We start from the raw sequence: 19620 nt of genomic DNA, 5'->3' as shown, positions 1-19620 counted from the left end.
CATCCAGACCCTGCCCGGCACCACCCAGCCCCTCCGGCGTTTGAGGACCGGGGTCTGGGGCAGCGCCCCAGTTCGGGGCCCCGCGCCCAGCGTTCAGGCCGCCTCGCGCAGGGCCCCCGCCGCGTAACCCGGCTGGATGCCGAAGTCGAGGAGGATCTCGTGCGCGGCCCGGCGGCCCGAGTGGAGCGCGCCCTGGACCGTGCTCGTCTCGCGGTGGTCGCCGCACACGTACAGCCCGGCCAGGAGTCGTACGGGGCGGCGCAGGTCGTGCGGCGCCGGCATCGCCGGGACCGCCTCCCTGTCGTGGTGGACCGCGAGGAGCTCCCAGTCGGCGGTGGATACGCCGTACAGCCTGGCCAGGTGGGCGCGTACCGCGCGGTCGGGGTCCTGCGGGGGTGTGCCCAGGACCGTGGACGAGATCAGCGACCGGCCGTGCGGCGCGCGCGACGGGTCGACCTCGCTGAGTACGGCCGTGTGCGAGACGGGGCCGCTCCGGTCGGCGTCCAGCAGCAGGGCGGGGTCCGCGAGCGGGGACGTGGGCGCGGCGTGGTGAAAGACCGTCACCCGGTGGAAGGGCGGCACCCGCAGGCCCGGCAGTAGTCCGGCGGCGGCGCGGGCCCCGGTGGCCAGCAGAAGGGAGCGGCAGCCGAACGTGCCGTGGTCCTCGGTGGTGACCGACGTGGTCGAAGCGCCGGTCACCCGTACACCTGTACGCACCGTTCCTGGCGGCAGCGTGGCCGCCAGCAGCTCCGGCAGCGCGGAGGCCCCGCCCTCGGGCACGCACAGCCTGCCGCGGGCGAAGCCGCGCAGCGCGAGATCGGCGCACCGGCTGGAGGTGGTGAGCTCCGGGTCGCTGAGCAGTGCCGAGAGCAGCGGGCGCAGGAAACCGTTGACCGTACGGGGTGGCAGTCCGCGTCCGGACAGGGCTTCGGCGGCGGGCCGTTCGGGGCGGGTCATCAGCCGGTGCACGGGTGTGGCCGCGAACCGTCCGAGCGCCGCACCGAGGCGGGCCTGGTCGAGCGCGCCGCCGAACGGCGGTCGCGAGGTGCCCGCCAGGGCGCGCGCGGCGCTGAGCGCGCCCCGGGCGCTCCCGGCCTCTCCCGCGCGGTAGCGGCGGCCCTCACTGTGCACCAGGACGCCGGGCGAGAACGTGCGCAGCGGGAGGCCTTTGAGGCCCGGTGTGCGGAGCAGTTCCGGATACGCGGTGCTGAGGACCTGGCCGATGCGGTCGAGGCGGAAACCGTCGACCTCCTCGGTGGCCATCCTGCCGCCCACGTAAGGGGCTGCCTCCAGGACGCCGACTGTTACTCCGGCGCTGGTGAGCTGATGGGCGGCGGAGAGTCCGGCGACCCCGGCCCCCACTATGACGACGTCCGCGTGGTGTGCGGTGGTGAGCACGTGCCCCTCCCCGAGGTCGGCGCGACTGTGGGGGGACTCATGCCCTCAACAGGTTCACGGAATGCCCGAGTTCGAGTTGAAGCGTAGAAGCGGATGAGGGCGGGCACAGTCGCGCACCGGCGGGGGCATCGGAGCACAACCGGAGCACAACGGTCGTACGACGGACAGAAAGCGACTGGAATCGGTCAATCGGACGGCTCAGTTCAGCGCCGCCCGCAGGGTGTCGTCGATCCCCGGGAACGCGAACGCGAAGCCCGACTCCTCCAACCGCCGCGGCAGCACCCGCTGGCTTCCCAGCACGTCCGCGGAGAGCTCGCCCAGCGCGAGCCGCAGCGCCGGCGCGGGGACCGTGAAGAGCGTGGGCCTCTTCAGCAACCGCCCCATCGCCTCTGTGACCTCCCGGTTGGTGACCGGCTGCGGCGCCGTGAGGTTCACGGGACCGGAGAGCGATTCGGTGTCGATCAGGTGGCGCAGCGCCGCGATGTGATCGTGCATCGAGATGTAGCTCCAGTACTGACGGCCGGACCCCAGCCGCCCGCCGAGCCCCGCCCTGAAGAGGGGAAAAAGCCTTCCCCAGGCACCGCCCTCGCGTGCCACCACAAGTCCCGTACGGGCGAACACCGTCCGTACACCCGCCTCCTGCGCCGGAGCCGCGGCCTCCTCCCACTCCACGCACACGGACGGCAGGAAACCCTCGCCGGGCGGCGCTGCCTCGTCCACCGCGCGTTCCCCGGTGTCGCCGTAGAAGCCGATCGCCGAACCGCACACGAAAACCTTCGGCGGCGCGTCCAGGGAAGCGAGGGTTTCGGCGATCGCGGCCGTACCGAGGACCCTGCTGTCGCGGATCTCCTTCTTGTACGTCTCGGTCCAGCGGTGGTCGCCGACGCCCGCCCCCGCGAGGTGGACGACCGCCTCGCACCCGGCGAGCCCGTCGGCGGTGGCTTTGACGGCCCGCCGCTTGGGGTCCCACGTCACCTCCTCCCGGCTGCTCGCCGCACGCCTGACGAGGCGCACCACCTGGTGTCCGTCCGCGCGCAGCGAGCGCACGAGCGCCGTACCGATGAGACCGGTCGAGCCGGTGACCGCAATCCGCATGCGGCCCATCCTGCCCGCTTTCCCCCGCACCGGCGTGCGGGGGTGCACGAGGCGCTCACGAGGCGTGCGCTGAGGGGCGTGCGGTAAGCCCCTGAGCCATAGTGGGAGGGGTGAAGGAGCTCCGGATGCCGCCCACGTCAGCGACCCGCGCGACGACCCGCGGGTCCTTGGCCCGATGAGCTCGGCCCGGGCCAGGGGCGCGGAAGAGGCCCCCGGCTGGCTGCGCGGAACGCCGCAGCCGCGCTGGCTCAGGGCCCTGCCCGCGGTGATCCTCGCGGCCCTCACCTTCGCCCAGATCGTCACGCCCGAGACGCTCGAGCTCGGCTACTTCGTCGTCGCCGTGACACCGGTCGCGGCCCTCGCCTACGGCCCGTTGAGCGTCGCCGCGCTCGGCGGCCTCACCCTCCTGACGCTGAGCCTGCCGTACGGCCGCCGGATCTGGGACGTCGAGACCCCCGACCTGCTCGCGGTGGTGGTCGTCGTCGTGCTCAGCGTGGTCATCTCGTGGGTACGCACCCGGCGCGAACAGCAGCTCGTGACGGTCCGCACGGTGGCGGAGGCCGCGCAGCTCGCCGTCCTGCCGCCGCTGCCCGCCGCTGTGGGCCCGGTCCGGTGCGCGGGGCTCTACCGGTCCGCGCAGCGCGGGCTGCTGGTGGGCGGGGACCTGTACGACGTACGTGAGGGGCCGCACGGCGTCCGGGCCCTGGTGGCCGACGTACAGGGGCACGGTCTTGAGGCGGTTTCGACGGTCGCCGCGCTGCTGGGTGCCTTCCGGGAAGCCGTGCTGGACGAGGGGGAGCTGTCGCGGGTCGCGGCGCGGCTGGACCGGCGGCTGATGGTCGACTCCGCCGCCGTGGAGCACGCGGAGCTCTTCGCCACGGCGGTCGTGCTGGAGTTCCCCGCCGACGAAGCCGTTGTACGGGTCGTCAGCTGCGGCCACCCGCCGCCGCTGCTGCGGGGCGGGACCGCGCGTGAGATCCCGGTGGATCCGGCGCCGCCGCTGGGTCTCGGCCTGACGGGGACCGTGCCGGTGAAAGCGGTGTCCGTACCGCTGGAGCCGGGTGACCGGATCCTGGCCCACACGGACGGTGTGACGGAGGCACGCGACGCCGAAGGCACCTTCTATCCGCTCGCGCAGCGGCTGCCCGCGCTGGCCGCCACCGTACCGGCGGAGGACCTCATGGCCCTCAACGAGGTCGTACGCGAGGACCTGGTGCGCTTCGCGGGCAAGGCGGAGAACGTGCAGGACGACGTGGCCCTGCTCGCCCTCGGGCACGCAGAGATCAGCGACCAGGAGCCGGCAGCCGCATCCCGCCCATGAGTTCGTTCAGGCAGCGCGAGGCGAGTTCGGCGGGGGAGCCGGGGCCCGAGACGGGGGCGTCCGACACCGACCAGGTCTCCAGGGCCGTACGGACGGCTGCGGTGGCGGCGGCCGCGGCGAGCCGGACCTCAAGGGGGTCTGCCCCGGCTCCGGCGAGCCGGCCGAGGACCGGCACCAGCAGCTCCTCCGACTCCTGGTTCACGCGGTACCAGACGGCGCGCAGGGCGGGGTCGCTCTCGGCCGCGCGGAGCAGGCCGCGCGTCCAGTCGAGCTGCTCGGCGGCCTGGGCGTCGGGCGTGGCGAGCGCCTCGGCGACCGCGCTCTCCAGGGCGGTGAGGACTCCGGTGCCGGGCTCGGCCGCCGCGAGCAGGCCGCGCCAGCGGTCGGCGCCGCCGGAGAGCAGCGGGGCGACGGCGTCCTGCTTGCTGCGGAAGTAGCGGTAGAAGGTACGCAGCGCCACGCCCGCGCGGTGGGCGATGTCCTCGGCCGTGGTCGCGTCGGGGCCGCGCTCGGCGAAGAGCTCGGCGGCGGCGCGGGCGATGTCGAGCTGGGTGGCGGCTTTCCTGCGCTCGGTCAGGGAGGGCTGCGGCGCGGGCGGCGAGGGCTCGGGGGGCGGCTGGGTGCTCACCCCGGAAGAGTACGCCTGACGGTCCACGAAATGCACGTAGTGACGCTATGGCAAAACGTGCCATGAAGGCGTACTGTGGAATGTGAGCGGGTGAGAGAGCCCGCTGCCATCAGCAGACCGGAGAGACAGCGTGAACCGTTACGAAGGCCGTCGGGTACTGATCACGGGCGGCGGCTCGGGCATCGGCCGGGCCACCGTGCACCGCGTCCTCGCCGAGGGCGGCCGGGTCGTCGCCGTCGACGTCAACGAAGCCGGCCTGAAGGGGACCGCCGAGCGGGCCGCCGCCGACGGCGTGGCCGACCGCCTCACCACCGCCGTGTTCGACATATCCGAGGAGGCGGCGGTCCGCGACGGCGTCGCGGCGGCGGTTTCGGCGCTGGGCGGCGGCCTGGACGTGCTGGTCAATGCGGCGGGCATCCTGCGCTCCGAGCACACCCACAAGACGACGCTGGACCTCTTCAACAAGATCATCGCGGTTAACCTGACCGGGACCTTCCTGATGATCCGCGAGGCGATCCCCACGCTGCTGGCGGGTGACAAGCCGGTCGTCGTCAACTTCTCCTCGACCTCCGCCTCCTTCGCGCACCCCTACATGGCGGCGTACGCGGCGAGCAAGGGCGGCATCCAGTCGATGACCCACGCCATCGCGAGCGAGTACAGCGGGCAGGGGCTGCGCGCCGTCGCCGTCGCGCCGGGGTCCATCTCCTCCGACATGACCAGCGGCAAGGGTCCCGGCCTGCCCGAGGACGCCGATCTGACGCTCTTCATGAAGCTGGCCCCCGCCATCGGTGAGGGCTTCGCTGCTCCGGAGACCGTCGCGGGCGTCGTCGCCATGCTGGGCTCCGAGGACGGCGCCTTCATCACCGGCACCGAGATCCGGATCGACGGAGGGACCCACTTCTGACGTGCTACCCGCCGAACCGCTCCCACAGCCGGGGGAAGCGGTCGGCCAGGGCTTCCTCGTCCTCGATGTCGAACGGCGTGCCCTCCGGCTCCGGGGCCTGCGCCGGGACGCCCAAGTCCGGGGCGACCGCGCCGGTGAGCTGCTCGTACGCCTCGTCCGCGGCGTACCCCAGCTCCTCGCCGTCGCCGTCGACCTCGTCGTCGAACTCGTCGAGGAGGTCGGCCAGGTTGTCCGGGTCGTGCAGTGCCCCCTCGAAGACCTCCCGGCCCTGGCCGATCAGCCAGCACCGGAAGTAGTCGAACGCGTCGTCGCTCGCACCGCTGAGCAGCACGGCGGCCGCGCCCCACAAGTCCCAGCGGTACGCACGGTTGTAGCGGACCTCGAAGTGTCTGGCGAAGTCGAGCACGGAGTCGGGGTCGAGCTGGAGCAACGCGTCGACCAGCAGGTCGGCGTGATCCTCGGGGTCGCCCTCGGCGGCCTCGCGGGTGTGGTCGATGATCTCCCAGAATTCCGTCTCGTCCATCACGGGACAAGCATCGGCCTTGCCACAGGCCCGCGCACGCGGACTGCCCCGGATGCGGCTGTGTCGTTACCCGGCTGCGTCCGGGCGTGCGGCGCGGTGCGGCAAACAGGACAGAAGGTGTCTGCTTTGAGTGCCAGTGTCGATCCGTACAACCCGTACAACACACCACAGCGGCAGCGGAGGAGCAGGGATGAGCGAGCAGACCTCACCACTCAACGGCAGGATCGCACTCGTCGCCGGAGCCACCAGGGGCGGGGGACGGGCGATCGCCGTGCAGCTCGGAGCGGCGGGAGCGACGGTGTACGTCACCGGGCGCACCACCCGCGAACACGCCAGCGAGGTCGGCCGACCCGGAGAGACCATCGAGCAGACGGCCGAACTCATCAACGACGCGGGCGGCGAAGCCATCGCCGTACCGACCGATCACCTCCAAGAGGACCAGGTCAAGGCGCTCGTCGAACGCATCGACCGAGAACACGGGCGGCTGGACATCCTGGTCAACAGCCTCTGGGGCGGCGACCATCTGCTTGAGTTCGGCAAAAAGATGTGGGACATCGAGCTCGCGCGCGGACTGCGGATGCTGGAACTCGGCGTGAAGACCCACGCCATCACCCTCAGCTTCGCGCTGCCCCTGCTGGTGCGGAACCGGGGTGGCCTGGTGGTGGAAATGACCGACGGTACGGACGAGTACAACCGCACCCGCTTCCGGGAGAACTTCTACTTCGACCTCGCCAAGAACGCGCCGATCCGGATGGCGTTCAACCTCGGCCACGATCTGGCGGATGCCGGCTGTACGGCGGTCGCGGTCACCCCGGGGTTCCTCCGCTCGGAGGAGATGCTGGACACCTTCGGCGTCACCGAGGAGAACTGGCGCGACGCGATCGCCAAGGTCCCCGGCTTCGAGATCGCCGAGTCGCCGGTGTACGTCGGCCGGGCGGTCGCGGCCATCGCCGCCGACCCGCAGCGGGCGCGGTGGAACGGGCAATCGCTGTCCAGCGGTCAGCTCGCGAAGGAGTACGGCTTCACGGACGCGGACGGCAGCCGGCCGGACGGCTGGCCGTACATGATGGAGGTCCTGGAGGGCGGCAAGGACGCCCCGGCGAGCGACTACCGCTGACGGGCAGAAGCCGTTCAGCCGCACTAGTCGTAGAGCCGCGCTGTCCGGGCCGCCGCCTCCGCGAAACGTTCGCGGAGGGCCGGCGGCTCCAGGACCTCCAGCTCCGGGCCGAGGGAGAAGAGCTGGCTGAAGGCGACCTCGTACGACTCGACGGGCAGGGTCACCGTGACCCGCCCCAGCTCGTCCGGCGGCCCCGCCACCGCCAGGGCCTCGGTCGCCGCCGCACGGTCCACGGCGTACGGCAGCCGCCGCGCGCCTGACTCCGACAGCCGCACCACCACCTCGGAACGCAGGATGGAGCGGGCGAAATCCGCCGCCCGCTCCTCCCAGAAGTCCGGCAGCACAAAGGTTTCGTCCCGCACGAAACGCTCCTCGGACACGACCACCGCGGCGAAGCGGTCGATCCGGTACACCCGGAAGTCCCCTCCGGCCACGCGGGCACACAGGTACCAGACGCCGGCCTTGAGGACGAGGCCGTAGGGAGCCAGCTCGCGCTCGACCTCGTGGTCGTGGCCGCGTCTGTAGCGGACGGTGAGCATCCGGTCGTCCCAGACCGCTTCCGCGATCGTCGGCAGCAGTTCCGGCGTCTTGGGCTCCTGGTACCAGCCGGGGGCGTCGAGATGGAACCGCTGGGCGGCTGTGTCGGACGCGTCACGGAGTGACGGGAGCAGCGCCGCCGACACCTTGAGGCGGGCCGCCGACGCGGCGTCGTCGAGGCCCATCTCCCGCAGGGCGCGCGGGAGTCCGGAGAGGAAGAGTGCCTCGGCTTCGCTGCGGGCAAGGCCGGTCAGTCGGGTGCGGTAGCCGCCGATGAGGCGGTAGCCGCCGGTCCGCCCCCTGTCGGCGTATACGGGGACGCCGGCTTCCGACAGGGCTTGCGCGTCGCGCGTGATGGTGCGCTCGGAGACTTCCAGTTCGCGGGCCAGTTCGGCGGCGGTCATGGAGGGGCGGGACTGGAGGAGGAGCACCATTTTGATGAGGCGGGCTGCGCGCATGGGCGACATTGTGCCGGGTGGCGGGGCGGGTGGGGGAGCGGGTGCGGGCCGGTGGGCCGCTGCGCGGTGCTTTCCCCTACCCGCCCCTTCCCGCTGTGACACTTTGCGGCTCCGCCGCGTGGGGGACTCCGCCCCAGACCCCGCTCCTCAAACGCCGGAGGGGCTGGATATGCCCGCCGGAGGTGCTCCAAAGGAGCCCCGCCGACGGGCACAACTACTCAGAAGCCGTAGCGGTCCCGGGCTTCCTTCACCGCTGACGCCGGTACCTCGCCCCGGCGGGCGAGCTGCGCCAAAGTTGCGACGACCACGGACTGCGCGTCCACGCCGAAGTGGCGGCGGGCCGCCTCTCGCGTGTCCGAGAGGCCGAAGCCGTCCGTACCGAGCGAGGAGTAGTCCTGCTCGACCCACTGGCTGATCTGGTCGGGGACCTGACGCATCCAGTCGCTCACCGCGAGCACCGGACCCGGCGCGCCTTCGAGCGCGCGGGTGACGTACGGCGTGCGCGTCTCGCCGCGCAGAAGCGCCTCGTCGCACTCCAGCGCGTCGCGGCGCAGCTCGCCCCACGAGGTGGCGGACCAGACGTCGGCCGCCACGCCCCAGTCGGCGGCGAGGAGTTCCTGCGCCTCCAGGGCCCAGTGGATCGCCGTACCCGATGCGAGCAGCTGCGCGCGCGGGGCATCGGCGGCCGGTGCCGCTGCCTCCTTGAAGCGGTAGAGGCCCTTGACGATGCCCTCCTCGACACCCTCCGGCATCGCGGGCTGAGGCTTCGGCTCGTTGTAGACGGTCAGGTAGTAGAAGACGTTCTCGGCCTCGGGGCCGTACATCCTGCGCAGACCGTCCTTGACGATGACGGCCACCTCGTACGCGAACGCCGGGTCGTAGTTGAGCGACGCCGGGTTCGTGGACGCGATCAGGTGGGAGTGGCCGTCCGCGTGCTGGAGGCCTTCACCCGTGAGGGTCGTACGGCCGGCCGTGGCGCCCACGATGAAGCCGCGGCCGAGCTGGTCGCCGAGCTGCCACATCTGGTCGGCGGTGCGCTGCCAGCCGAACATCGAATAGAAGATGTAGAAGGGGATCATCGGCTCGCCGTGCGTCGCGTACGACGTCGAAGCGGCGATGAAGTCCGCCATGGCGCCGGCCTCGGTGATCCCCTCGTTGAGGATCTGGCCGTCCTTGGCTTCCTTGTAGTACATGAGCTGGTCGCGGTCGACCGGCTCGTACGTCTGGCCCAGCGGCGAGTAGATGCCGGCCGACGGGAACAGCGATTCCATGCCGAACGTGCGGGCCTCGTCGGGGACGATCGGCACCCAGCGCTTTCCGGTCTCCTTGTCCCGCATCAGCTCCTTCGCCAGGCGTACGAACGCCATGGTGGTGGCCATCTCCTGCTTGCCCGACCCCTTGAGGAGGGCGCTGAAGGCGCGGTCGGCGGGCTCGGGCAGCGCCACCGCGTGCACCCGGCGGGCCGGGGCGGGGCCGCCGAGGGCCGCGCGGCGCTCCTGGAGGTAGCGGACCTCGGGGGAGTCGGCGCCCGGGTGCCCGTACGGTACGAGATCCTCGTCCAGCTTCGCGTCCGCGATCGGCAGGTCCAGCAGGTCCCGCATGGCGCGGAACTCCTTGCCGGACAGCTTCTTCATCTGGTGGTTGGCGTTCTTCGACTCGAAGCCCGGACCGAGCGTGTAGCCCTTCACGGTCTGCGCGAGGATCACCGTCGGCGCGCCCTTGAACTCCACGGCCGCCTTGTACGCCGCGTACACCTTGCGGGCCTCGTGGCCGCCGCGCGAGGTGTGGAAACACTCGGCGATCTTCGCGTCGGTGAGCAGCCTGCCCAACTCGGCCAGCGCGGGCTCGGCGCCGAAGAAGTGCTCGCGGATGTACGCCACGTCACGGGTCGCGTACGTCTGGAACTGCGCGTCCGGCACCTCGCGCAGCCGGCGTACCAGCGCGCCCTGGGTGTCGAGCTGGAACAGCTCGTCCCACGCGGAGCCCCAGAGCGTCTTGACGACGTTCCAGCCGGCGCCGCGGAACTGGGCCTCCAGCTCCTGTACGACGCGGAAGTTGGCGCGTACCGGGCCGTCGAGGCGCTGGAGGTTGCAGTTGATGACGAAGGTCAGGTTGTCGAGCTGCTCGCGGGCGGCGAGGGTGATCGCGGTGGTCGACTCGGGCTCGTCCATCTCGCCGTCACCGAGGAACGCCCAGACGTGGGAGTTGGACGTGTCCTTGATGTTGCGGTTGGTGAGGTAGCGGTTGAAGCGCGCCTGGTAGATCGCGGAGAGCGGGCCGAGGCCCATGGACACGGTGGGGAACTCCCACAGCCAGGGCAGGCGGCGCGGGTGCGGGTACGACGGCAGTCCGTCGCCGGCGGCCTCCTGGCGGAAGCGGTCGAGCTGGCCCTCGTTGAGGCGGCCGTCGAGGAAGGCGCGGGCGTAGATGCCGGGGGAGGCGTGGCCCTGGATGTAGAGCTGGTCGCCGGAGCCGTCGCCTTCCTTGCCGCGGAAGAAGTGGTTGAAGCCGGTCTCGTACAGCCAGGCCGCGGAGGCGAAGGTGGCGATGTGGCCGCCTACGCCGAAGCGGGAGCCGCGGGTGACCATCGCGGCGGCGTTCCAGCGGTTCCAGGCGGTGATGCGGGATTCCATCGCCTCGTCGCCGTCGAAGGCGGGCTCGGCGGAAGTCGGGATGGTGTTGACGTAGTCCGTCTCCAGCAGCTTCGGCAGCGCGATGCCGGCGCCTTCGGCGTGCTGGAGCGTGCGGCGCATCAGGTAGGCCGCCCGCTGCGGGCCTGCGGCCTTGGTGACGGCGTCGAGGGAGGCCGCCCACTCGGCGGTCTCCTCGGTGTCACGGTCCGGGAGCTGGTCGAGCTCGCTCGGAGAAATGCCTACGGGGTCGGTCATGATGGCCGCCTTCCGGACAGGAGGGGGGTGGAGAAAAGGGGGGCCTTGTCTGGCAGGACAGGGCGGTGGGGTCTGTGGACCCGCGCCGTCGACTGTAAGTCCCTGATCGATGATCGATCAAAGCCTGGAGGCTAAAAACTTCTCCGCACAACGAAATTGGCATTCCGTGCCGTGAAATGGGGCACGGGGTGCCGGGGCGTATCCGGCCATTTCGGGCGGTGCGGGCCGTGGGCGAGCGCGGGTGGCCTGCGGCGCTGTCCCCTACCCGCCCCTTCCCGAAACTGGGGGCAAGCCCCCCAGACCCCCGGGACGCCCTGCGGGCGTGGCCTCAAACGCCGGCCGGGCTGGATATTGCCGCTTGCGGCAAATCGTCAGCCCCTCCGGCGATGAGGATTGCTACGGCTGCTGGGGGTGGTGGGGAACAAGCCCCGCGCAGCGGTCCGCGTTACGCGCGCGGGGCGCAGCCCAAAACGTGTTCCTTCACCAGGGTGCCGATCGCCGGGTCCCGGCGCCGGAACGCCTGCACCAGCGCCTCGTGTTCCTCCGCGTACGACTTCTGCACCGTGCCCAGCCAGCGGATGGACAGGGCCGTGAAGACCTCGATGCCCAGTCCCTCCCAGGTGTGGAGCAGCACGCTGTTGTGGGCCGCCCGCACCAGCTCGCGGTGGAACCCGACCGTATGGCGCACCTGCGCCGTCCCGTCCGCCGTGCGGTCCGCCTCGTACAGGGCCGCCACATGCGGCTCCAGCGCCGAGCAGTCCTCCGCCAGGGCGGCCGCCGCCAGCTCGGCCGCGATCTGCTCCAGGCCGGCCCGCACCGGATAGCTCTCCTCCAGGTCGGCCGCGGTCAGATTCCTTACCCGTACGCCCTTGTTCGGCGCCGACTCGATCAGGCGCAGGGACTCCAGCTCGCGCAGCGCCTCCCGCACCGGCGTCTGGCTGACCTCCAGCTCCGTCGCGATCCGGCGCTCCACGATCCGCTCGCCCGGCTTCCAGCGCCCGCTGACAATCCCCTCCACGATGTGCTCGCGGATCTGCTCGCGCAGCGAGTGGACGACGGGCGGGGTCATGAAGCGCTCCTTCAAGCCGTGTTCGGTGCTTTAGACCATACGGCGGCGCCCCCGCCCAGATAGCTCCGGACGGGGGCGCAGACGCTGGTGAGACGAGCGTTACAGGCCGAGCTCGACCTCGAACTCGCCGGCCTCCAGGATCGCCTTGACGGCCGTCAGGTAACGGGCCGCGTCGGCGCCGTCCACCAGGCGGTGGTCGTAGGAGAGAGCCAGGTAGGTCATGTCACGGATCGCGATGGTCTCGCCGAGGTCCGGGTGGTTGATGACCACGGGACGCTTGACGGTGGCACCGATGCCCAGGATGGCGACCTGGTTCGGCGGCACGATGACCGTGTCGAACAGCGCACCGCGCGAGCCGGTGTTGCTGATCGTGAAGGTCGCGCCGGACATCTCGTCCGGGCTGATCTTGCCGGAGCGGGCCTTGCCGGCCAGCTCGGCGGTCTTCTTGGAGATACCGGCGAGGTTGAGGTCGCCCGCTCCCTTGATGACCGGGGTCATCAGACCCTTTTCGGCGTCCACCGCGATACCGATGTTCTCGGTGTCGAAGTAGGTGATCGTGCCCTCGTCCTCGTTGATCCGGGCGTTGACGACCGGGTACGCCTTCAGCGCCTGGGCCGCGGCCTTGACGAAGAACGGCATCGGGGACAGCTTGACGCCCTCGCGGGCGGCGAACGCGTCCTTCGCCTTGTTGCGCAGCTTCATCAGCTTCGTGATGTCGACCTCGACGACCGAGGTCAGCTGGGCCTGCGTGTGCAGCGCCTTCATCATGTTGTCGCCGATGACCTTGCGCATGCGGGTCATCTTGACCGTCTGGCCGCGCAGCGGGGACACCTCGAGGGACGGAGCCTTCGAAGCGGCCGCCGGAGCGGCAGCGGCCGGGGCAGCGGCGGCGGCCTTGGCGGCCTCCGCGGCGGCAACGACATCCTGCTTGCGGATACGGCCACCGACGCCGGTGCCCTTGACCGTGCTCAGGTCGACGCTGTTCTCGGCCGCGAGCTTACGGACGAGAGGCGTCACGTACGCTCCGTCCGCCTCCGGCGCGGAAGGCGCGACGGGGGCGGCAGCGGCCGGGGCGGCGGCGGGAGCAGCCGGAGCGGCCGGAGCCGCGGCGGCGGGAGCCGGCTGGGCCGGCGCTGGAGCCTCAACAGCGGCCTCGGCCGGAGCCGGAGCCGGTGCGGGTGCCGGAGCAGGGGCCGGAGCCTCGGCGGCGGGCTCCGGAGCGGCGGCCGGGGCCGGAGCCTCAGCAGCAGGTGCGGCGGCCGGGGCAGCGCCCGCGGCACCGATGACGGCGAGCTTCGCGCCGACCTCGGCGGTCTCGTCCTCGCCGACCAGGATCTCCAGCAGCGTGCCCGCGGCCGGGGAGGGGATCTCGGTGTCGACCTTGTCGGTCGAGACCTCAAGCAGCGGCTCGTCCTCCGCGACCTCCTCGCCGACCTCCTTCAGCCAACGGGTGACGGTGCCCTCGGTGACCGACTCGCCCAGCGCGGGCAGTACTACATCGGTTCCGCTACCGGAGGCGCCACCGGCCGGAGCGGCGGCAGGAGCCTCGGCGGCCGGTGCCGGAGCGGCCTCCGGCTGGGGCTGAGCAGCTTCCGGGGCCTCAGCAGCGGGTGCAGGGGCCTCGGCAGCAGGTGCGGGTGCAGCAGCCTCGGCGGCAGCCGGGGCCGGGGCGGCAGCGGGCGCACCCGTGCCGTCGTCGATGACGGCCAGCTCGGCGCCGACCTCGACGGTCTCGTCCTCGGCGACCTTGATGGACGACAGGATGCCCGAGGCGGGGGCCGGGATCTCGGTGTCGACCTTGTCGGTCGACACCTCCAGCAGCGGCTCGTCAGCCTCGACGCGCTCGCCCTCGGCCTTCAGCCAACGGGTGACGGTGCCCTCGGTGACGCTCTCGCCGAGCGCCGGAAGGGTTACGGAAACCGGCATGGTTTCGGTTGCTCCTTACGAATTGCGGAAGTGGTCGTCGCGCCCGGACTGAACTAGTCGTGGGAGTGGAGCGGCTTGCCGGCCAGGGCCAGGTGGGCCTCGCCGAGCGCCTCGCTCTGCGTCGGGTGTGCGTGGATGAGCTGCGCGACCTCGGCCGGCAGAGCCTCCCAGTTGTAGATCAGCTGAGCCTCGCCGACCTGCTCGCTCATACGGTCACCGACCATGTGAACGCCGACCACGGCGCCGTCCTTGACCTGGACGAGCTTGATCTCGCCACCGGTCTTGAGGATCTTGCTCTTGCCGTTGCCCGCGAGGTTGTACTTCAGAGCGACGACCTTGTCCGCCCCGTACACCTCCTTGGCCTTCGCCTCGGTGATGCCGACGGAAGCGACCTCGGGGTGGCAGTACGTCACGCGCGGCACACCGTCGTAGTCGACCGGAACGGTCTTGAGACCGGCCAGACGCTCCGCCACCAGGATGCCCTCGGCGAAGCCGACGTGCGCGAGCTGGAGCGTCGGGACCAGGTCACCGACGGCGGAGATGGTGGGAACGTTCGTCTGCATGTACTCGTCGACGAGGACGTAGCCGCGGTCCATCGCGACGCCCGCCTCCTCGTAACCGAGACCCTGCGAGACGGGGCCGCGGCCGATCGCGACGAGCAGCACCTCGGCCTCGAACTCCTTGCCGTTGGCCAGGGTGACCTTGACGCCGTCGGCGGTGTACTCGGCCTTCTCGAAGAAGGCGCCGAGCGAGAAGTTGATGCCGCGCTTGCGGAACGCGCGCTCCAGCAGCTTCGAGCTGTTCTCGTCCTCGACCGGCACGAGGTGCTTCAGGCCCTCGACGACGGTGACGTCGGTGCCGAAGGACTTCCACGCCGAGGCGAACTCGACGCCGATGACGCCGCCGCCCAGGATGACCGCGGACTTCGGAACGCGGTCCAGGACCAGCGCGTGGTCCGAGGAGATGATGCGGTTTCCGTCGATGTCCAGGCCCGGCAGCGACTTCGGCACGGAGCCGGTCGCCAGCAGGACGTGGCGGCCCTGGATGCGCTGGCCGTTGACGTCGACGGACGTCGGGGAGGACAGCCGGCCCTCGCCCTCGATGTACGTCACCTTGCGCGAGGCGACCAGGCCCTGGAGGCCCTTGTACAGGCCCGAGATCACGTCGTCCTTGTACTTGTGGACGCCCGCCATGTCGATGCCGTCGAAAGTGGCCTTGACGCCGAACTGCGCGGCCTCGCGTGCCTGGTCGGCGACCTCGCCCGCGTGGAGCAGAGCCTTCGTCGGGATGCAGCCGTTGTGCAGGCAGGTGCCGCCGAGCTTGTTCTTCTCGATCAGGGCGACGTCCAGGCCCAGCTGCGCTCCGCGCAGAGCCGCGGCGTAACCGCCGCTGCCACCGCCGAGGATTACTAGGTCGAAAACGGTGCTGGCGTCGTTCGCCACGTCACGTCCTCCATGCATGTGCGCCGGTCGCCGGTCATCGACCGGGCGGCGGCTGGTATCGGCCGCTTTATATTCGGCCCTGTGGTGGGGGCCCTGTCCTGCCGAGAACCCATCTTCGCACTTGTCGACGGACGGCGGGACGCGGGGCCAGGGTGCGAGACGGTCCGGGGACCGCTCGCCAAGGGTTACTACGACGTACTGATGTACGGATTTCGTTGAAGGCGGAGTGGGGCGTCGGTATTCCGACATGCGTTCCGGCATGCGTTCCCACGTACGTGCCCGCGTGCCTACGGCCCCGGACGCGTGCCCGGAACCGTACACACGACGCCGCCTCCGCGGCTCAGCCGAGGTCGCCCGCGGCGGTGTGCTCGGCGAGCGCCACCAGGGTGCGGATCGCGGAGCCGGTGCCGCCCTTGGGGGTGTAACCGAACGGTCCGCCGTCGTTGAAGGCGGGACCCGCGATGTCCAGGTGCGCCCAGGCGATGTCGTCGCCGACGAACTCCTGGAGGAACAGACCGGCGACCAGGCCGCCGCCCATCCGCTCGCCCATGTTGGCGATGTCGGCGGTGGAGGACTCCATGCCCTTGCGCAGCTCGGCCGGCATCGGCATCGGCCAGGACTGCTCGCCGGCCTCCTCCGCGATCTCGTGGATGGCGGTACGGAACGACTCGTCGTTGCCCATGACGGCGAACGTGCGGTTGCCGAGCGCCAGCACCATCGCACCGGTCAGCGTCGCCACGTCGACGATCGCGTCGGGGCGCTCCTCGCAGGCACGCGTCAGCGCGTCACCCAGGACGAGACGGCCCTCGGCGTCGGTGTTGAGCACCTCGACGGTCTTGCCGCTGTACATGCGCAGCACGTCGCCGGGGCGGACGGCGTTGCCGGACGGCATGTTCTCGGCGAGCGCCAGCCAGCCGGTGACGTTGACCTTCAGGCCCAGGCGGGCGGCCGTGATGACGGCGGCGAACACGGCGGCGGCGCCGGCCATGTCGCACTTCATCGTCTCGTTGTGGCCGGCCGGCTTGAGCGAGATGCCGCCCGAGTCGTAGGTGATGCCCTTGCCGACGAAGGCCAGGGTCTTCTCCGCCTTGGGGTGCGTGTAGGCGAGCTTCACCAGGCGCGGACCGTGCTCCGAGCCCTGGCCGACGCCGATGATGCCGCCGTAGCCGCCCTTGGCGAGCGACTTCTCGTCGAGCACCTGCACCTTGAGACCGTGCTCCTTGCCGGCGGCGGAAACCACGGCGGCGAAGGACTCCGGGTACAGGTCGTTCGGCGGGGTGTTGACCAGATCGCGGGCGCGGTTGATCTCCTCGGTCAGCGCCACGGCGCGCTCCGCGGCGGCCTTGAACGCCTTGTCGCGCGGCTTGCCGCCGAGCACGACGGCCTCGGCGAGCGGCTGCTTCGGGCCATTGTCCGCAGACTTCGCAGTCTTCCCGTCCTTCTCTCCACCCTGGTACGCGGTGAAGGAGTACGCACCGAGCAGCGCGCCCTCGGCGATGGCGGCGGCGTCCTCGACGGCCTCGACGGGCAGCGCGAAGCCGGCCTTCTTCGAGCCGCTGAGCGCGCGGGCGGCCGCACCGGCCGCGCGGCGAAGGGACTCGGCGCTGTACGAGTCGTCCTTCTCCGGGGCCGTGCCCAGGCCGACGGCCAGTACGACAGGGGACTTGAGGCCCGACGGCGCGGGCAACTTGGTCACCTCGCCCTCGCCGCCCGAGGCGCCGAGGGTCTTCAGGACGGAGGCGAGCTTTCCGTCGAACGCCTTGTCCACGGCCTCGGCGCCCGGTGCGACCACCAGGTCCCCGGACTTGGAGCCGACGCCCTTCGCCAAGCCGACGACGATGGCGTCGGCGCGCAGCGCCGCCGCGCCGGAAGTGCTGAGAGTGAGAGCAGTCACGGTGGTGAAATCTCGCTTCCGTTGAGTTCTTCGGCCGAGGGGGTGGGGCCGGCCGCGCCCGGCGCGACAGTATCCCGGTGGCCCGGCATCCCGGTGTCCGACTGCCCGCCGGACCGGTTGAGCGCCGGGAACGAGCCTACGCGCGGTTGCCCCGTTCGATCACAGCAGCGAGCAGTTCACTCATCAGAGGTGTCCCTTCCGTGTTTACGGTGCGCTGAGTGAGGCCTGCGTCACACTCGTGGAAATCCGGCAAGTAACCATCACCTTGCTTGCATGATTTCCACAGATCTTCCGCGATTTCTCCGCAGGGGAGGTCGCCGAGGGGGAGGGTGCGCCGTGGCGTACAGGACGAGAACACGTATGGGCAGAACCGGAGCGGCGCTGCTGGCGGCCGGTCTGCTCGTGGTGGCGGCGCCGCCGACAGGTGCGGGGGCGGCCGCCGTTCCGCGTATCGACCTCAGGGTGCTGGTCGTCGACGACGGCGGCGACGCCGTGGAGGCGGTCGAGTCGGAGCTGCGGAGCACCGGCGTCCCGTACACCGTGGTGCGGCTGGACGAGCCGGGCCGGCCGCTGATCGACGCGGGTTTCCTCGCCGACACGGTCGACGGGCGGCCGCGCGCCAAGTACCAGGGGGTCGTACTGCCGAACGCGGACCCGTTCGGCGCCGGGTCGGCGGAGTCCGGCGCCCTCGCCGTGTACGAGAAGACCTTCGGCGTCCGGCAGGTCGACGCGTACAGCTGGGCGCATCCCGGTGTCGGGCTCGACTACACGAGTGACGGCGGGTACGCCGGGCCGCTCGACGGCGTGGACGCGGCCGTGACGGCGGCGGGCAAGGCCGGCCCCTTCGGCTACCTGGACGGAGCCGTCGAGTTCGAGGACAACTCGCCCTCCGTCGGCGAGAGCTACGGGTACGCCGGCCGGCCGCGCGAGGGCTACACCAGCTACCTGGACATGCCGGTCGCCGGAGCCGGCGGCGGACGGGCCAGCCTCGTCGGTGAGTACGCCCACGACGGGCGCCGCGAACTCGTCGTCACGTTCGCCTACAACCAGCACCAGCGGCAGTTCCGGCTGCTCGCCCGCGGCATCGTCGAATGGCTCACCCAGGGCGTCCACCTCGGGCAGAGCCGCAACTACTTCTCCGTACACGTCGACGACGTCTTCGCGCCCGACAGCCGCTGGGACACCGAGCTCAACTGCACCCCCGGCGACTTCGGCTGCGGGGACGGCGAGGGCGCGGGAACCACCCCCATCCGCATGACCGCCGCGGACGCGCAGTACGCCGCCCAGTGGCAGCAGAGCGCCGGCTTCACCCTGGACATGGTCTACAACGCGGGATCCGGCGAGGCGTGGAAGACCGCCAACGCCGGCAGCGACCCGCTCACCACGCAGCTGCTGGCCGACCGGGCGAAGTACCGCTGGGTGAACCACACGTACACGCACCCCTACCTCGGCTGCGTCCAGGACACCTCGACCGTTCCCTGGCAGTGCGCGAAGGACGCGGCGGGCAGCACACTGTGGATGAGCCGCGCCGAGATCTCCGCCCAGATCAGGAACAACCACAACTGGGCGGTCGGCAAGGGCATCGCCGTCGACAGGGCCGAGCTGGTCACCGGCGAGCACTCGGGCCTGAAGGCACTGCCGCAGCAGACGGTGGACAACCCCAACCTGGCCGGCGCGCTCGCCGACAACGGTGTGAAGTGGGTCGCGAGCGACAACTCGCGCGAGCCGCGCCAGCGCGCCGTCGGCGGCGCGCTCACCGTGCCGCGCCATCCGATGAACGTGTACTACAACGTCGGCACCGCCGCCGAGATGACCGACGAGTACAACTGGATCTACAGCAGCAGGGCCGACGGGGGCAGCGGCGTCTGCGAGACCAGCCCCGGCTCGACCTGCCTCGACGCCCCGCTCGACCCGGCCACCGGCTACGCGACGTACATCGCGCCGCAGGAGGCGCGCACCGCGCTGGGCCACGTCATCGCCAACGACCCGCGCCCGCACTACGTCCACCAGTCCAACCTGGCCGAGGAGCGGCTCCTCTACCCCGTCCTGGACAAGGTCCTCGGCGACTACCGCGCCCTCTTCGCCGACAACACCCCGGTCGTCAACCCGCGTCACCGGGACACCGGTTACGAGCTCGCCCGACGCGCCGCCTGGGACAAGGCGCTCGCCGACGGCAAGGTCACGGCGTACCGCATCGGCACGACCGTCACCGTCCAGGCGCCGTCGGGGATCGCGGCGCCCGTCACCGCGCCGGAGGGCACGCGTAAGCAACTGTTCCTGGGCACCAGCGTGTTCGGCACGGCGTACGCGGGACAGCGCTCGGCCTGGACGAAGCCCGAATCGTTCCAGCAAGCGATCACGCTCCGGCTGCCGGCCTGACCAGCCGGCGGCTGACCACCCGACCTGCCACTCGTCCTGGG

The 19620-nt window shown here is 71.2% G+C and carries 14 protein-coding genes; 4 read left to right on the top strand and 10 right to left on the bottom strand.

Annotation, left to right across the window (positions count from 1 at the left end):
• Positions 1 to 93: 93 nt before the first annotated feature.
• A complete protein-coding gene (locus tag J7E96_RS01155) occupies positions 94 to 1398 on the bottom strand; it encodes an NAD(P)/FAD-dependent oxidoreductase (RefSeq protein WP_215126435.1) in 1305 nt (434 codons plus the stop codon).
• 198 nt (positions 1399 to 1596) lie between these two features.
• On the bottom strand, positions 1597 to 2502 hold the full coding sequence (locus J7E96_RS01150; protein WP_215126433.1) for a TIGR01777 family oxidoreductase: 906 nt from the start codon (positions 2500 to 2502) through the stop codon (positions 1597 to 1599).
• Between the two features lie 166 nt (positions 2503 to 2668).
• Here J7E96_RS01150 and J7E96_RS01145 point away from each other — a divergent pair, with 166 nt between their 5' ends.
• A complete protein-coding gene (locus J7E96_RS01145; RefSeq protein ID WP_215126431.1) occupies positions 2669 to 3814 on the top strand; it encodes a PP2C family protein-serine/threonine phosphatase in 1146 nt (381 codons plus the stop codon).
• On the opposite strand, the gene J7E96_RS01140 is transcribed toward J7E96_RS01145, so the two are convergent.
• Entirely contained in the window at positions 3777 to 4442 is a 666-nt protein-coding gene (locus J7E96_RS01140) for a TetR family transcriptional regulator (RefSeq protein ID WP_215126429.1), read from the bottom strand. The two genes, J7E96_RS01145 and J7E96_RS01140, sit on opposite strands and share 38 nt — an antisense overlap.
• A gap of 130 nt (positions 4443 to 4572) precedes the next feature.
• On the opposite strand from J7E96_RS01140, the gene J7E96_RS01135 reads away from it, so the two are divergent.
• On the top strand, positions 4573 to 5346 hold the full coding sequence (locus tag J7E96_RS01135; RefSeq protein WP_215126427.1) for an SDR family NAD(P)-dependent oxidoreductase: 774 nt from the start codon (positions 4573 to 4575) through the stop codon (positions 5344 to 5346).
• 4 nt (positions 5347 to 5350) lie between these two features.
• Here the strand turns inward: J7E96_RS01135 and J7E96_RS01130 are convergent, their stop codons facing one another.
• A complete protein-coding gene (locus J7E96_RS01130; protein WP_215126498.1) occupies positions 5351 to 5869 on the bottom strand; it encodes a DUF4240 domain-containing protein in 519 nt (172 codons plus the stop codon).
• A 190-nt stretch (positions 5870 to 6059) separates the two neighbouring features.
• On the opposite strand from J7E96_RS01130, the gene J7E96_RS01125 reads away from it, so the two are divergent.
• On the top strand, positions 6060 to 6986 hold the full coding sequence (locus tag J7E96_RS01125) for an SDR family oxidoreductase (RefSeq protein ID WP_215126426.1): 927 nt from the start codon (positions 6060 to 6062) through the stop codon (positions 6984 to 6986).
• A gap of 23 nt (positions 6987 to 7009) precedes the next feature.
• On the opposite strand, the gene J7E96_RS01120 is transcribed toward J7E96_RS01125, so the two are convergent.
• The 6 genes from J7E96_RS01120 to J7E96_RS01095 form a co-directional block, all read right to left on the bottom strand.
• Positions 7010 to 7981: a YafY family protein gene (locus J7E96_RS01120; protein WP_215126424.1), complete on the bottom strand. Its 972-nt coding sequence runs from the start codon at positions 7979 to 7981 to the stop codon at positions 7010 to 7012.
• Between the two features lie 218 nt (positions 7982 to 8199).
• Positions 8200 to 10869 carry a pyruvate dehydrogenase (acetyl-transferring), homodimeric type gene (aceE, locus tag J7E96_RS01115; protein ID WP_215126422.1) on the bottom strand — a complete coding sequence of 890 codons (2670 nt, stop codon included), beginning with the start codon at positions 10867 to 10869 and terminating at the stop codon, positions 8200 to 8202.
• 445 nt (positions 10870 to 11314) lie between these two features.
• Positions 11315 to 11938 carry a GntR family transcriptional regulator gene (locus tag J7E96_RS01110; protein ID WP_215126420.1) on the bottom strand — a complete coding sequence of 208 codons (624 nt, stop codon included), beginning with the start codon at positions 11936 to 11938 and terminating at the stop codon, positions 11315 to 11317.
• A 99-nt stretch (positions 11939 to 12037) separates the two neighbouring features.
• Positions 12038 to 13864, bottom strand: coding sequence for a 2-oxoglutarate dehydrogenase, E2 component, dihydrolipoamide succinyltransferase (gene sucB / locus J7E96_RS01105; RefSeq protein ID WP_215126418.1), 1827 nt, complete (start codon positions 13862 to 13864; stop codon positions 12038 to 12040).
• A gap of 53 nt (positions 13865 to 13917) precedes the next feature.
• Complete coding sequence (lpdA, locus tag J7E96_RS01100) at positions 13918 to 15306, bottom strand: dihydrolipoyl dehydrogenase (protein ID WP_214977541.1); 1389 nt, start codon at positions 15304 to 15306, stop codon at positions 13918 to 13920.
• A 340-nt stretch (positions 15307 to 15646) separates the two neighbouring features.
• The gene (locus J7E96_RS01095; protein ID WP_215126416.1) at positions 15647 to 17200 is read right to left on the bottom strand and encodes a leucyl aminopeptidase; all 1554 of its coding nucleotides are present in this window, start codon (positions 17198 to 17200) and stop codon (positions 15647 to 15649) included.
• A gap of 360 nt (positions 17201 to 17560) precedes the next feature.
• Between J7E96_RS01095 and J7E96_RS01090 the strand changes: the two genes are divergently transcribed.
• Positions 17561 to 19579, top strand: coding sequence for a hypothetical protein (locus J7E96_RS01090; RefSeq protein WP_215126414.1), 2019 nt, complete (start codon positions 17561 to 17563; stop codon positions 19577 to 19579).
• Positions 19580 to 19620 lie beyond the last annotated feature (41 nt).

It is taken from the genome of Streptomyces sp. ISL-96 (assembly GCF_018614035.1).
In the GTDB taxonomy this organism is placed as follows: Bacteria; Actinomycetota; Actinomycetes; order Streptomycetales; family Streptomycetaceae; genus Streptomyces.
Note: the sequence above shows the minus strand (reverse complement) of the source record. Positions and strands in the feature narration are given on the sequence as shown.

Coding starts and splice junctions, on each gene's coding strand:
- J7E96_RS01090 (WP_215126414.1), top strand. CDS start 17,561: ATGGGCAGAACCGGAGCGGCGCTGCTGGCGGCCGGTCTGCTCGTGGTG.
- J7E96_RS01145 (WP_215126431.1), top strand. CDS start 2,669: ATGAGCTCGGCCCGGGCCAGGGGCGCGGAAGAGGCCCCCGGCTGGCTG.
- J7E96_RS01120 (WP_215126424.1), bottom strand. CDS start 7,981: ATGCGCGCAGCCCGCCTCATCAAAATGGTGCTCCTCCTCCAGTCCCGC.
- sucB (WP_215126418.1), bottom strand. CDS start 13,864: ATGCCGGTTTCCGTAACCCTTCCGGCGCTCGGCGAGAGCGTCACCGAG.
- J7E96_RS01110 (WP_215126420.1), bottom strand. CDS start 11,938: ATGACCCCGCCCGTCGTCCACTCGCTGCGCGAGCAGATCCGCGAGCAC.
- J7E96_RS01150 (WP_215126433.1), bottom strand. CDS start 2,502: ATGGGCCGCATGCGGATTGCGGTCACCGGCTCGACCGGTCTCATCGGT.
- J7E96_RS01130 (WP_215126498.1), bottom strand. CDS start 5,869: ATGGACGAGACGGAATTCTGGGAGATCATCGACCACACCCGCGAGGCC.
- J7E96_RS01125 (WP_215126426.1), top strand. CDS start 6,060: ATGAGCGAGCAGACCTCACCACTCAACGGCAGGATCGCACTCGTCGCC.
- aceE (WP_215126422.1), bottom strand. CDS start 10,869: ATGACCGACCCCGTAGGCATTTCTCCGAGCGAGCTCGACCAGCTCCCG.